12 protein-coding genes and 3 tRNA genes are annotated in these 13,165 nt (G+C 61.4%); 10 read left to right on the top strand and 5 right to left on the bottom strand.

Annotated elements, in window-relative coordinates; all coding sequences use genetic code 11:
- Window positions 1-18: 18 nt before the first annotated feature.
- The 4 genes from argG to AC1DS5_RS08675 form a co-directional block, all read right to left on the bottom strand.
- Window positions 19-1,356 (bottom strand): argininosuccinate synthase, encoded by a 1,338-nt coding sequence (gene argG, locus AC1DS5_RS08690; protein WP_477717851.1) that lies wholly within the window; start codon window positions 1,354-1,356, stop codon window positions 19-21.
- Window positions 1,357-1,383: 27 nt separating this feature from the next.
- Window positions 1,384-1,710, bottom strand: coding sequence for a pyrimidine/purine nucleoside phosphorylase (gene ppnP / locus AC1DS5_RS08685; protein WP_477717850.1), 327 nt, complete (start codon window positions 1,708-1,710; stop codon window positions 1,384-1,386).
- 198 nt (window positions 1,711-1,908) lie between these two features.
- Window positions 1,909-2,631, bottom strand: a complete 723-nt coding sequence (locus tag AC1DS5_RS08680; protein ID WP_477717849.1) for a glycine zipper 2TM domain-containing protein — start codon at window positions 2,629-2,631, stop codon at window positions 1,909-1,911.
- Between the two features lie 258 nt (window positions 2,632-2,889).
- A complete protein-coding gene (locus AC1DS5_RS08675; protein ID WP_477717848.1) occupies window positions 2,890-3,240 on the bottom strand; it encodes an ArsC family reductase in 351 nt (116 codons plus the stop codon).
- 234 nt (window positions 3,241-3,474) lie between these two features.
- On the opposite strand from AC1DS5_RS08675, the gene pip reads away from it, so the two are divergent.
- The 10 genes from pip (at window position 3,475) to AC1DS5_RS08625 (ending at window position 12,020) form a co-directional block, all read left to right on the top strand.
- Complete coding sequence (gene pip / locus AC1DS5_RS08670) at window positions 3,475-4,464, top strand: prolyl aminopeptidase (RefSeq protein WP_477717847.1); 990 nt, start codon at window positions 3,475-3,477, stop codon at window positions 4,462-4,464.
- A gap of 144 nt (window positions 4,465-4,608) precedes the next feature.
- Window positions 4,609-5,919, top strand: a complete 1,311-nt coding sequence (folC, locus tag AC1DS5_RS08665) for a bifunctional tetrahydrofolate synthase/dihydrofolate synthase (protein ID WP_477717846.1) — start codon at window positions 4,609-4,611, stop codon at window positions 5,917-5,919.
- Window positions 5,920-6,010: 91 nt separating this feature from the next.
- Window positions 6,011-6,793 carry an SPOR domain-containing protein gene (locus tag AC1DS5_RS08660; protein ID WP_477717845.1) on the top strand — a complete coding sequence of 261 codons (783 nt, stop codon included), beginning with the start codon at window positions 6,011-6,013 and terminating at the stop codon, window positions 6,791-6,793.
- Window positions 6,794-6,812: 19 nt separating this feature from the next.
- A complete protein-coding gene (locus tag AC1DS5_RS08655; protein ID WP_477717844.1) occupies window positions 6,813-7,301 on the top strand; it encodes a CvpA family protein in 489 nt (162 codons plus the stop codon).
- Window positions 7,302-7,401: 100 nt separating this feature from the next.
- A complete protein-coding gene (purF, locus tag AC1DS5_RS08650) occupies window positions 7,402-8,919 on the top strand; it encodes an amidophosphoribosyltransferase (RefSeq protein ID WP_477717843.1) in 1,518 nt (505 codons plus the stop codon).
- Between the two features lie 3 nt (window positions 8,920-8,922).
- The gene (locus tag AC1DS5_RS08645) at window positions 8,923-10,158 is read left to right on the top strand and encodes an O-succinylhomoserine sulfhydrylase (RefSeq protein WP_477717842.1); all 1,236 of its coding nucleotides are present in this window, start codon (window positions 8,923-8,925) and stop codon (window positions 10,156-10,158) included.
- Complete coding sequence (gene gltX, locus AC1DS5_RS08640) at window positions 10,155-11,543, top strand: glutamate--tRNA ligase (protein WP_477717841.1); 1,389 nt, start codon at window positions 10,155-10,157, stop codon at window positions 11,541-11,543. The genes AC1DS5_RS08645 and gltX overlap by 4 nt, the downstream gene beginning before the upstream one ends.
- A 63-nt stretch (window positions 11,544-11,606) precedes the next feature.
- Window positions 11,607-11,682, top strand: a tRNA-Ala gene (locus AC1DS5_RS08635).
- Window positions 11,683-11,768: 86 nt separating this feature from the next.
- Window positions 11,769-11,844, top strand: a tRNA-Glu gene (locus tag AC1DS5_RS08630).
- A gap of 99 nt (window positions 11,845-11,943) precedes the next feature.
- Window positions 11,944-12,020 (top strand) — tRNA-Asp (locus AC1DS5_RS08625).
- Between the two features lie 159 nt (window positions 12,021-12,179).
- On the opposite strand, the gene AC1DS5_RS08620 is transcribed toward AC1DS5_RS08625, so the two are convergent.
- Window positions 12,180-12,797 carry a hypothetical protein gene (locus AC1DS5_RS08620; protein WP_477717840.1) on the bottom strand — a complete coding sequence of 206 codons (618 nt, stop codon included), beginning with the start codon at window positions 12,795-12,797 and terminating at the stop codon, window positions 12,180-12,182.
- Window positions 12,798-13,165: the final 368 nt, after the last annotated feature.

Raw genomic sequence — 13,165 nt, 5'->3', positions numbered from 1 at the left:
TGGCCCTGGAACGCCGGCTTACTTGTCGTCCTTGCCGCGCAGGCGCAACAGGTCGGCACCAGTGCCCGATGACAGCAGGCCTGTCTTGGCATAAATGCCCAGCTTGTCGCGCGTGTCGATGATGTCCAGGTTGCGCATGGTCAACTGGCCGATGCGGTCCAGCGGCGTGAACGCGCCTTCGACTTTTTCCATGCTCAGGCGCTCGGGCTTGTAGGTCAGGTTGCCGGAGACGGTGTTGAGGATGGAATAGTCGTTGCCGCGGCGCAGTTCCACAGTCACCTCGCCGGTGATGGCGCTGGCCACCCAGCGCTGGGCCGTCTCGCGCAGCATGATGGCCTGTGGGTCGAACCAGCGGCCCTGGTACAGCAGGCGGCCCAGCTTGCGGCCGTTGTCGCGGTACTGCTCTATCGTGTCTTCGTTGTGGATGCCGGTTACCAGGCGCTCGTAAGCGATGAACAGCAGCGCCAGGCCGGGTGCCTCATAGATGCCGCGGCTCTTGGCCTCGATGATGCGGTTTTCGATCTGGTCGCTCATGCCCAGGCCGTGGCGCCCGCCAATGCGGTTGGCTTCGAGGATCAGCTCAACAGTGCTGGAAAACGTCTTGCCATTGAGCGCGACGGGCTGGCCTTCCTCGAAGCGCACGGTGACTTCCTCGCGCTTGACCTCGACCTCGTCCTTCCAGAAGGCCACGCCCATGATCGGGTTCACGATCTTCATGCCGCTGTCCAGGTGCTCCAGGTCTTTGGCTTCGTGGGTGGCGCCCAGCATGTTGGAGTCGGTGGAGTAAGCCTTTTCGGCCGACATCTTGTAGCCGAAACCAGCCTGCGTCATGAAGGCCGACATTTCGGCGCGCCCGCCCAGCTCATCAATGAAGAGCTGGTCCAGCCAGGGCTTGTAAATCTGGAGGTTGGGGTTGGTCAGCAGGCCGTAGCGGTAAAAACGCTCGATGTCGTTGCCCTTGTAGGTACTGCCGTCGCCCCAGATGTTGACGTCGTCTTCCTTCATGGCGGACACCAGCATGGTGCCGGTCACGGCGCGGCCCAGCGGCGTGGTGTTGAAGTAGGTGACACCTGCGGTCGTGATGTGGAAGGCGCCGCTTTGCAGGGCGGCGATGCCTTCGGCGGCGAGCTGGCTGCGGCAGTCAATCAGGCGGGCCTTTTCGGCGCCGTACTGCAGCGCCTTGCGCGGAATCTCATCGTAGTCCGGCTCGTCGGGCTGGCCCAGGTTGGCGGTGTAGGCGTAGGGAAGGGCGCCCTTGAGTTTCATCCAGTGCAGCGCGGCACTGGTATCGAGGCCGCCGGAAAAGGCGATGCCGACTTTCTGGCCGGCGGGCAGGTTCTGGAGGATGGTGGCCATGAAATAGGTTCCTGAGGGGATGGGCGATTAACCGAAGTGGCAGATGTAGTGGTAAGCCTCGAAGCCTTCCGCCACGCGGATGTCGAACTTTGCATTGCCCGGCACGCTGAATTTTTCGCCCGCTGCGGATTTGATCCAGGTGTCGCTGCCGGCCAGCCTGTACTCGCAGGCACCCGCCACGCATTCCATGATTTCCGGCGCGCCGGTATTGAAGGTCAGGGTGGCGGGAAGAATCACGCCGACGGACTTTTTGGTGCCGTCAGCAAAAGTGATGCCATGGCTCACGCATTTGCCGTCAAAGTAGACATTGGCCTTGGTGGTAACGCTGATGTTGTCGATTTTTTCGGTAATCATGAATGAATGGGGGTAAACAGAAAAACGTCGCGGACAGAGGTTGCTGCGGTAATCCCTGATTTTAGGTTACCCGGGCCTTGCCCTGACCCCGTGCCCTACCTCTGCCGAATCCACCTGTCGCTGAAGCCGACAGGGGCATAAAAAAGGGGCATTGAATGCCCCTTTTTTTGATTCGCTGAAAGCTCAACTCAGCTCAGCTCAACGCCAGTGATGTCCACCATAGCCCCGGCTGTAGCCGAAGTTCAGCGAGAGGCCAATGGGTGCGTAATAGGGCGCGTAGTAAGGCCGGGCGTAGTAGGCGGGGTAAGACTGATAAACCACGGGGGCCGTCACCACGGGCTGCACATAGGTGGTGGGCTGCTGGATGTAAACAGGTTGCTGCGGCGCCGGCTGGATAAAGCCTTGGGGCTGGGCGGGCTGCCCAGGTTGGGGGGCGGGGTTCATGGCCCCGACCGGTGTTACCTGCAGCCGAACGTAGGGACCTGGGTCGTTTGCCATCTGCACGTTGTACTGGGTGCCCTGGTATTCGTACACGACGTTGTAATGGCTGGGACGGTTTTCATAGAAGGTCTGCGTGCTGCACTGCTGCACGTTCTGCACCTGGTTGTTGGGGCCCTCGATGCGGTCGCCAATCATGGCTCCGCCCACCAGCCCGATAACCGTCGCCACGGCGCGGCCGCCGCCATTGCCGATGGCGTTGCCGGCAGCGCCTCCCGCCAAAGCGCCCATCAGGGCGCCCGCGCCCGATTTGGGCGCCTGCATGATGACTGCTTCGTTGCTGCACACCTGGCGGGGCACGGCAACCTGCTGTACCACCGGCGTGCTGGAAATTACCCGCGCCAGAATATCGGTGGCAGAGGCGGGTACGGCGGCCAAGGCTGCTGCAGCCGCAACGGTGGAGATAACTAGTGTTTTTTTCATGATTCAACCCCTTTTTACAGCCGGTGGCTGAAGTTCACCTATTTCTATTTGCCGCCTGGCCCCCGGTGACGAATACCGTCCACCAGACGACCCGCCCATTCGCCCTGTTCGCCAGGAATGAATGGCCATGGCGGCTCAGGTTATTACCCTGATTTTAGTGAGTCAGAGCCGTTTTGGCCGGCGGAGTTCTGCAAATCAACTGTAAAGCTGGCGGTTTTGCCATGGCGGTTGCTTTGTTGCTGTCTTGCCGCCCGTTTTTCAGGAACGCACCCTGGCGGGCCAGGCCGCCGCATCAAATCCTACCGTGATGTCCTGACCCCACTCCACGACCGGGCGCTTGATGATGCTGGGATTGGCCAGCATCAGCGCCTGGGCGGTGGCGGCATCCTGCACGGCCGCCTGCGTCGCCGGGTCCAGTTTGCGCCAGGTCGTACCCTGCCGGTTGAGCAGCTTTTCCCAGCCCGCTGCCTGCGTCCACGAGGCGAGTTTTTCGGGGGGGACGCCCTGTTTTTTAAAATCGTGAAACTGGTGCTCCACACCGTGGCCCATGAGCCAGGCGCGGGCTTTTTTGACGGTGTCGCAATTGGGAATGCCGTAGAGAATGATCATCCGGTCATTTTGGCAGAATTTTAGATAAGAACTGGCCATAACCCGCGTTTTATGGGCGCCAATAGCTATCAAATAAGTAGCTGAATCGGTGGGCCGAGGCGAACCCGGACGCCGCTATTGAAGCCCGCGCTTCGATGCCCGGCCAACACTGGAATAATGCCAGCACGCGCCTGCCATGGCCCGTACTCTTTGCCGGCCTTTCCCCTGCGCTTCATTTTTGATGGAAGATGCCCCATGACCTCTTCGGCCACCGATTCCCCGACCCCCAACCCTGGCCGTTCCAGGCCCTTTCTTTACCCGCCTGTCGAGCCTTTTCGCACCGGTATTCTTGAAACCGGTGACGGCCATTCGATTTACTGGGAGCTGTGCGGCAACCCGGCAGGCAAGCCCGCAGTGTTCCTGCACGGCGGGCCAGGCTCCGGCTGCTCCCCCGACCACCGGCGGTTGTTCGACCCCAAGCGCTACTGTGTGCTGCTGTTCGACCAGCGCGGCTGCGGCCGCTCGCGCCCCAGTGCCTCGCTGGACAACAACACCACCTGGCACCTGGTTGCCGACATCGAGCGGCTGCGCACCCTGCTGGGCGTGGAACGCTGGCTGGTATTTGGCGGCTCCTGGGGCAGCTCGCTGGCGCTGGCCTATGCCCAGGCGCACCCCGCCCAGGTGTCGGCGCTCATCGTGCGCGGCATTTTCACGCTGCGGCGCGCCGAGCTGCTCTGGTACTACCAGGAGGGGGCTTCTTGGCTGTTTCCGGACCTGTGGGAAGAGTTTTTGGCGCCCATTCCGGTGGCCGAGCGCGGCGACCTGATCGCCGCCTACCGCAAGCGGCTGGTGGGCTCCAACCGGGCCGAGCAGATGGCCGCAGCCCGGGCCTGGAGCCTGTGGGAAGGCCAGACCATCACGCTGCTGCCCGATGCGGCCGCCACCGCCAAGCACGCTGTCGATGATTTCGCGCTGGCATTCGCCCGCATCGAAAACCATTACTTTGTGCACGCCGGCTGGCTGGAGGAGGGCCAGCTGATCCGCGACGCGGGCAAGCTCGCCGGCATTCCCGGCGTCATCGTGCAGGGGCGCTACGACATGGCCACGCCCGCCAAAACCGCCTGGGACCTGCACCGCGCCTGGCCGGAGGCGGACTTTCACCTGATCGACGATGCCGGCCATGCCTTCAACGAGCCCGGCATCCTGCAGCAGCTGATGGCCGCGACTGACCGTTTCGCCGCATGAATGAGGCTGTGCCGGAGGTTTTCAGCGGGGGCCGCGGTCCGGCTTTGCCGGCCGCAGGCGCCGCCCCCTGCAAGGGGGGAGGACCCTACACGCAGTGAGGGTCAACAGGGGTGTGCCGTGGCTTGCGCGACAATGCGGGCCTGTATGGAACAACTCAAGACACTGGAAGACTGGCTGGCCCACTGCGAGCGCCTGCACCCCAAAAGTATCGACATGGGGCTGGAGCGGGTGCAGGCCGTGGCCAGGCGCATGGGGCTGGCGTTTGCCTGTCCCGTCATCACGGTGGCGGGCACCAACGGCAAGGGCTCGACCTGCGCCATGCTCGAAGCCATTCTGCTGGAAGCGGGCTACCGCACCGGCGTCTACACCTCGCCGCACCTGGTCCATTTTGAAGAGCGCTGCAGGGTTCGCGGCGACATCGTCAATGCTGCTGAACTGGTCGCAAACTTTGCCCGTGTCGAGACGGCCAGGGTCCAGAACGGCGATGAAATCTCGCTGACCTACTTTGAATTCACCACGCTGGCCATTTTGCAGTTGCTGGCCGATGCGAAGCTGGACGTCGTCATCCTGGAAGTGGGGCTGGGCGGCCGGCTGGACGCTGTCAACATCCTCGACACCGACTGTGCCGTCATCACCAGCATTGACCTGGACCACATGGAGTTTCTGGGGAATGACCGCGAGAGCATAGGCCGGGAGAAAGCCGGCATCATGCGCGCCGGCAAGCCGGTGGTGGTGAGCGACCCGGTGCCGCCGCAAAGCATTCTTGACCACGCGGCGGCATTGGGCGCTGACTTGTGGCGTTTCGGCCAGGATTTCAATTTCTCTGGCGACAAGCAGCAATGGAGCTGGGCGGGCCGGGGCCGCAGGTACGCCGGATTGGCTTACCCGGCGCTGCGCGGCGCCAACCAGCTGGTCAATGCCTCTGGTGTGCTGGCGGCGCTGACGGCCCTGCGCGATCGCCTGCCGGTGACGGCCCAGGCGGTGCGCAATGGCCTGTCCATGGTCGAGCTGCCCGGGCGTTTCCAGATCGTTCCGGGCCAGCCCACGCTGGTGCTGGACGTGGCGCACAACCCGCACTCGGTGGCAGCCCTGGCCGAAAACCTGGATGCGATGGGCTTTTACCCCTGCACCCATGCGGTGTTTGGCGCCATGGCCGACAAGGACCTGGCACCCATGCTGGCGCGGGTCGGCCCGCTGATCGATAAATGGTATTTCACTGATTTGCCGACGGCCCGGGCCGCGAGCGGCGAAGAGCTCGCGGCGAAATGGCGGGCGGTGGAAAGCCGGCCTGACGTGACCGCCACCACGCACAAAGCCCCCGAACTGGCCCTGCAGGCGGCCGTGAGGGCTGCAGGGCCCGCTGATAGAATTGTGGTGTTCGGCTCGTTCTACACGGTGGGCGGTGTTTTGAAGGGCGGGGTGCCGCGCCTCATGGCCCCGCACCTGGCTTCTTGATGCCGGACAAACCTGTCTGACCCGGGGCCTGTGATGCCTGGAAATGCAGACCGACAGCCCACGTTAACCGTCAACGGATTCAAGCCACACCATGCCGTTTTTTAACTTCCGCCGGGGCGGCTCCAATGCTGCTCCCACTGCCGGATCAGCCGCTCAAACGGAAAGCGTGGAGGTGATGCGCAAGCGCGCCAAACACCGCCTGATCGGTTCGGCCGTGCTGGTGCTGATTGGCGTGGTGGGTTTTCCGCTGCTGTTCGATACCCAGCCGCGGCCGATTGCGGTGGATATTCCGATTGAAATTCCCGGCAAGGGCACGGTCAAGCCCCTGGCCGTTCCCGCGCCTTCCGAAAAAGTGGCCGCCACCGCCAGCCTGGCCCCCCAGGAAGAAATCCTGCCGTCCAAACAGGCCGCGGGCCCTGTGACGCCGGCGCCGGCAGCTACTAAAAATGAAGCAAAACCGGAGCCAAAACCTGAGCCCAGGCCGGAAGTCAAGGCCGAAGCAAAGACCGAGGTCAAGGCCGACGTGAAGCCGGAGCCCAAACCTGCGCCCAAGCCAGCCGCCGGGAGCGACGAGGCGGCGCGGGCCAGCGCGCTGCTCAGTGGCTCGCCCGCGCCGGCCGGCAAGGCCGCCGCCGACGAGGCCGCAGGCCGTGTCGTGGTGCAGGTCGGAGCCTTTGCCGATGTGGCCAAGGCACGCGAAGCGCGGCTCAAGCTGGAAAAAGCCGGCCTGAAAACCTACACGCAGGTCGCCGAAACCAAAGACGGCAAGCGTATTCGTGTCCGCGTCGGGCCGTTTGCCAGCAGGGCCGAGGCAGAAACAGCGGCCAGCAAGATCAAGGCCCTTGATTTGCCGGCCGCCATCCTGACCTTGTAAACAGCGGGTCGGGACATTCGTGGCGGCTGTTGACTGGATTTTGCTGGCGGTATTGGTCTTCTCGCTGGTGCTGGGCGCCTGGCGCGGGCTGGTTTATGAGGTTTTGTCGGTACTGGGGTGGGTGGTGGCGTTTTTTGCGGCGCAATGGTTTGCGCCCGAGGTGGCCGCCCGGTTGCCCATCCAGTCCGCCTCGAATCCGGTGCGCTATGCGGCTGCGTTTGTACTGGTATTCATTGCCGCGGTGTTTGCGGCCGGTTTGCTGGCTTTTTTGCTGAAGAAGCTGGTCGAAGCCGTTGGCTTGCGGCCGGTGGACCGCGTGATGGGAGCGGGATTTGGCCTGCTGCGCGGCCTGATCCTGTTGCTGGCCGCCACGGTGGTGATTGACATGACGGGGCTCAAGACCACTGAATGGTGGCGGGAGTCTAGAGGCGCGGCCATGCTGACGGTCACGCTCAAGGGTTTGCAGCCGGTTCTGCCGGAGAAGTTTGCGAAGTATTTGAAAGTATGACCCCTACGCTTTTCACTTCGTGTGAGGTGCGGCCCCCCGAAACGGGCGCATTTTCCCCGGGGCAGTCCAGCGGAAAATTTATGAATGGAAATATAAGCTTATGTGTGGAATAGTCGGCGTCGTCAGCAAAGCCCCGGTCAACCAGCTGATCTATGACGGCCTGCTGCTGCTGCAGCACCGCGGCCAGGATGCGGCAGGCATCGTCACGCAGCTGGGGCGCAAGTTCTACATGCACAAGGCCAAGGGCATGGTGCGCGACGTGTTTCGCACCCGCAACATGCGCGCCTTGCCGGGCAATGTGGGTCTGGGCCAGGTGCGTTATCCGACGGCCGGCAATGCCTACAGCGAAGACGAGGCCCAGCCCTTTTACGTCAATGCGCCGTTCGGGCTGGTGCTCTCGCACAACGGCAACCTGACGAATGCGGCCGAACTCAAGGCCGAGCTGTTCAATACCGACCACCGGCACATCAATACCGAAAGCGACTCCGAGGTGCTGCTCAACGTGCTGGCGCATGAGCTGGAAAAAACTACGCGCGGCCTGCCGCTCAACCCGGTTGATGTGTTCGAGGCGGTGCGCGGCGTGCACAAGCGCGTGAAAGGGTCTTACGCCGTGGTGGCGCTGATTGCCGGTCACGGCCTGCTGGCTTTCCGCGATCCGTTTGGCATTCGCCCGCTGTGCATAGGCCACGGCCAGAACGAAGACGGCGGCACCGTGATGGTGGCCAGCGAGTCGGTGGCGCTGGAAGGCACCTCGCACCAGTTCGAGCGCGACATTGCGCCGGGCGAAGCGGTGTTCGTGGATCTGGAAGGCACCGTGCATGCCGAGCAATGCGCGGCTTCCCCCAAGCTCAATCCCTGTATTTTCGAGTTTGTCTACCTGGCCCGGCCCGACTCGGTGCTGGACGGCATTTCGGTCTACCAGGCGCGACTGAATCTGGGTGAGACGCTGGCCAAGCGCGTGGTCTCCACCGTGCCGCCCAGCGAGATTGACGTCATCATCCCCATTCCCGAATCCAGCCGCCCCAGCGCCACCCAGCTGGCGCATCTGCTGGGCATTCCGTACCGCGAAGGTTTTGTGAAGAACCGCTATGTCGGCCGCACCTTCATCATGCCGGGGCAGGGCGTGCGCAAAAAATCAGTGCGCCAGAAGCTCAATGTCATTGCGAGTGAATTCAAGGACCGCAATGTGCTGCTGGTGGACGACTCCATCGTGCGCGGCACCACCAGCCGCGAGATCGTGCAAATGGCACGTGACGCCGGCGCACGCAAGGTGTATCTGGCCAGCGCCGCGCCGCCCGTGCGTTATCCCAACGTCTACGGCATTGACATGCCCACGGCGACGGAGCTGGTGGCGCATGACCGCACCGTTGAGGAAATCCGCCAGGTGATTGGCTGCGATGCCCTGATTTACCAGGACGTGGAGAGCATGAAGCGCGCCGTGGGCTCGCTCAACCCCAAGCTGGACGGTTTTGATGCGTCGTGCTTTGACGGCGTTTACATCACCGGCGACGTGACCAGCGAGACGATTGAAAAGATGAACGAACAACGCGTGGATACCAGCGAAGAAGGCGATGTGGATGTGTCGCGCCTGGCGCTTCCCAATCCGCAAGAGGCCTGAACGATGAGCAACAAGAAACTGCCTGAGAACCTGCACCTCGATACGCTGGCCGTGCGTGCGGCCGTCGACAAAAGCCAGTATGGCGAAAATTCCGAAGCGCTGTACCTGACCAGCAGCTTTGTGCAGCCCGATGCCGCCACCGCGGCGCGGCGCTTTGCCAATGAGGAAGAGGGCTACATCTATTCGCGCTTCACCAACCCCACGGTGACCAGCATGGAGCAGCGCCTCGCGGCGATGGAGGGAACCGAAGCCTGCATCGGCACGTCCAGCGGCATGGCGGCCATCCTGCTGATGTGCATGGGCCTGCTCAAAAGCGGCGATCACGTGATCTGCTCGCAGTCAGTGTTCGGCTCCACCATCAAGCTGATTGGCAGTGAGTTTGGCAAGTTTGGCGTGGAAAGCACCTTTGTTTCGCAAACCGACGTGGCTGAGTGGAAAGCGGCGATCAGGCCCAACACCAGGCTGCTGTTTGCCGAAACGCCGACCAACCCGCTGACCGAGATCTGCGACATCCGCGCGCTGGCCGACATTGCGCATGCCGCAGGCGCCCTGCTGGCCGTGGACAACTGCTTTTGCTCGCCGGCGCTGCAGCAACCCGTGAAACTGGGCGCCGACCTCATCATCCATTCGGGCACCAAGTACCTCGACGGCCAGGGCCGCGTGATTGCCGGCGCGATTTGCGGGACCAAGCAACTCATTGACGACAAACTGGTTCCCATCATGCGCAGCGCCGGCATGACGCTGTCAGCGTTCAATGCCTGGGTGGTGCTCAAAGGTCTGGAAACACTGTCCATTCGCATGCAGGCGCAAAGCGCCAATGCGCTGGCGCTGGCCACCTGGCTGGAGGCGCAGCCGGGCGTGGCACGCGTGTATTACCCGGGCCTCGAGTCGCACCCGCAGCATGCGCTGGCGATGCGGCAGCAAACCGTCAACGGGCGGGGCTGCGGCGGTGCGGTGCTGTCGTTTGATGTCAAGAGCAGCGATGTCGAAAGCGCCCGCAAAAATGCCTTCCACGTGATCGACAGCACGCAGGTCTGCAGCATCACGGCCAACCTGGGCGACACCAAGACCACGATCACCCATCCGGCCACCACCTCGCACGGCCGGCTCAGCGAAGCGCAGCGGCAGGCTGCTGGCATAGGCCAGGGCCTGATCCGCGTGGCCGTGGGTCTGGAACACATTGATGATTTGAAAGCCGATCTCCAGCGAGGCCTGGACGGTCTGGACCGTTTGAAATGACACAGAAAACAAGAACGCGTTTTGCGCCATCGCCCACGGGCTTTATCCATCTGGGCAACATCCGCTCGGCGCTGTACCCCTGGGCGTTTGCCCGCGCCACCGGTGGCGACTTCATCCTCCGCATTGAAGACACCGATGTGGAACGTTCCAGCCAGGAGGCTGTCGACGTGATCATTGAAGGCATGCGCTGGCTGGGCCTCGATCATGACGAAGGCCCGTTCTACCAAATGCAGCGCATGGACCGCTACAAGGCCGTGCTGGCCGAGATGCAGGCGGCCGGCCAGGTCTACCCCTGCTACATGAGCGTGGCCGAGCTCGACGCGCTGCGCGAAAAGCAGATGGCTGCCAAGGAAAAGCCGCGCTATGACGGCACCTGGCGGCCCGAGCCGGGCAAGACGCTGCCGCCTATTCCGGCAGGCGTGCAGCCCGTGCTGCGTTTTAAAAACCCGCAGGGCGGCTCGGTGGTCTGGGACGACAAGGTCAAGGGCCGCATCGAGATCAGCAATGACGAGCTCGATGACCTCGTCATTGCGCGGCCGGATGGCACGCCCACCTACAACTTCTGTGTGGTGGTGGACGACATCGACATGGCCATCACCCATGTGATCCGTGGCGACGACCATGTGAACAACACGCCGCGCCAGATCAATATCTTTCGCGCGCTCGGCAAGGACGTGCCGGTCTATGCGCATTTGCCCACGGTTCTGAATGAACAGGGCGAAAAGATGAGCAAGCGCAACGGCGCCAAGCCGGTGACGCAGTACGCGGCCGAAGGCTATCTGCCCGACGCGATGGTGAACTACCTGGCGCGCCTCGGCTGGAGCCACGGTGACGACGAGATTTTCAGCCGCGAGCAATTCCTGCAATGGTTCAACCTCGATCACCTCGGCAAGAGCGCCGCACAGTTCGATGAAGCGAAACTGCGCTGGGTCAATGCACAGCACCTCAAGGCTACGGCAGACGACAAGCTGGCCGAACTTGTGCAGCCTTTCCTGGCTGCGCGCGGCGTGAGCCTGGACACCGCACGCCTGGTTCGCGGCTGCGGCCTTTTCAAGGACCGCTGCAGCACGCTGGTGGAGCTGGCCGGCTGGCTGCAAGTGCTGGTGACGGGTGGGCAGCCGAGCGCGCAGGATATCAGCACACATGTGACCGAAGCCATTCGTCCGGCTCTCGCCAAACTGGCCGAAGCGCTGGCAGGCTGCGAATGGAACAAGGCGGCCATTGCGGCGGCTATCAAGCAGGTGCTCACCGAGACCGGCATGAAGATGCCGCAACTGGCCATGCCGGTGCGCGTGCTGGTCATGGGCACCCCGCAAACGCCCTCGCTGGATGCGATTTTGGAGCTCATGAAACGTGAAGATGTGATCTCGCGTTTGAAGATTTGAAAAACCTCGAATTTTCGGGCTATAATTCAAGGCTCGACAACTGCTGAGAAATCTGCAGAGTTTGGGGGTATAGCTCAGCTGGGAGAGCGCTTGCATGGCATGCAAGAGGTCAGCGGTTCGATCCCGCTTACCTCCACCAAAAATTGTTGAGAGAGATTTAGCAGAGTTTTTTTTGTCAGGCCTTTGTGTAAAAGCAAAAGCCTGTCCGGAAAGTTCCAAGGCTTTGACCCCATCGTCTAGAGGCCTAGGACATCACCCTTTCACGGTGAGTACCGGGGTTCGAATCCCCGTGGGGTCGCCAGCATTCATCACCCTGTGTGATGTACAAGGCGCAAGTCAGTAACAGCCAGCCCGCAAGGGCAGGCGACTTGGCTCGAAAGAGCGAACGTTACTGCTACCAGGAGTGGTAGTTCAGTTGGTTAGAATACCGGCCTGTCACGCCGGGGGTCGCGGGTTCGAGTCCCGTCCACTCCGCCAAATTTCTCATTTAAATCAATGAGTTACGATAAAAGCCCTACTGAGTCAGTAGGGCTTTTTTGTTTGTATTTCGGTAATGGGTGTCCCCATCTGTCCGGCATTGTCTCTATTTCAACTCTGCTGCTGTCCCGCAAAAGTCCCCATGGATGGCTGTGCCGTTCAACTTCCAGGGTATCGCGCGTTCACCGCTTTAAGAGCTTCTCTTAACTTTGCGCCCAGCGGCGTAATGGCCGGCATGCCGCCATCCCACCCGCCATTGTTTTGCGTCAACCCTGTTAACTGAAGGTGTACGAAGTAATCCGGATCCTTCAAAAAAACAGGTTGATCTTCCGCGGAAATGAAAGCCAGCAAATCTTCTGGAAACGCCAGGCTTATAGCGTTCGCCAGTCGCCTCAATTCTGATGAGCTAATAACTTTTAATCCGCATGCGATGGTTAATTTTCCAAGCAGTTCGCATTTATCGAAATCAGTGAACTGATCTAGCATCATCATTAGGGTGGTACCTGTCTTACGCCGTTCCTCCGCGCTGTCCCCCAACTGCTCCAAGAACTGGGCGACCTCTTCTGGAGGATGTGTTCCTAATCCCCGTAAGAACGCTTGCTGCTTGCGCTCACCGAGCGAGAGACGAACTTCTTTGTAAGCCTTCACTGCGCCGATAGAGGGGCCTAGAAATGGAACCCAATCAAGTCCCTTGTCCATAATTAGATCTAGTGCTGGTGCGATCCCTTCTGCTGAAACCACACCTGTTCCCGGTTTTTTGCTGTCGTTTGTATGCACAAGATCTCCAATTCAGTTGGTGGGTCTGAGGCTCCGAAGCAGTCTAAATCAGTGAGTCAACAAGACGTTGGCAAAATCAATCCAGAAGAAAAATCTGGATTTTCAAACGGAGCCTTCCGATGGCCCAAGGGATACCCTCGTGGATTACAAATTACCCTGGTGGCTACCTTGTCGTTGTAGGTGACCTGGTAGTCATAGGAATCACGAGTATGGCCGTGAATCCATAGAGGAGCCTGTGCAAGCAACTGATCCGGGAGCTTTTGATCCAAATGCTGCGGTAAGTTTGTCATGCATGAATCGCGCGGCCGTTGAATTCTCATGCACGTAGTGGTGCGTGGCCGCGACGACAGGCGAGTTCATCGATCGTC

The organism is Polaromonas sp. P4_H1 (genome assembly GCF_056400945.1).
This window is presented reverse-complemented; position numbering and strand designations above follow the sequence as displayed.

Coding starts and splice junctions, on each gene's coding strand:
- AC1DS5_RS08680 (WP_477717849.1), bottom strand. CDS start 2,631: ATGAAAAAAACACTAGTTATCTCCACCGTTGCGGCTGCAGCAGCCTTG.
- argG (WP_477717851.1), bottom strand. CDS start 1,356: ATGGCCACCATCCTCCAGAACCTGCCCGCCGGCCAGAAAGTCGGCATC.
- AC1DS5_RS08675 (WP_477717848.1), bottom strand. CDS start 3,240: ATGATCATTCTCTACGGCATTCCCAATTGCGACACCGTCAAAAAAGCC.
- gltX (WP_477717841.1), top strand. CDS start 10,155: ATGACACAGAAAACAAGAACGCGTTTTGCGCCATCGCCCACGGGCTTT.
- folC (WP_477717846.1), top strand. CDS start 4,609: ATGGAACAACTCAAGACACTGGAAGACTGGCTGGCCCACTGCGAGCGC.
- pip (WP_477717847.1), top strand. CDS start 3,475: ATGACCTCTTCGGCCACCGATTCCCCGACCCCCAACCCTGGCCGTTCC.
- AC1DS5_RS08660 (WP_477717845.1), top strand. CDS start 6,011: ATGCCGTTTTTTAACTTCCGCCGGGGCGGCTCCAATGCTGCTCCCACT.
- purF (WP_477717843.1), top strand. CDS start 7,402: ATGTGTGGAATAGTCGGCGTCGTCAGCAAAGCCCCGGTCAACCAGCTG.
- ppnP (WP_477717850.1), bottom strand. CDS start 1,710: ATGATTACCGAAAAAATCGACAACATCAGCGTTACCACCAAGGCCAAT.
- AC1DS5_RS08645 (WP_477717842.1), top strand. CDS start 8,923: ATGAGCAACAAGAAACTGCCTGAGAACCTGCACCTCGATACGCTGGCC.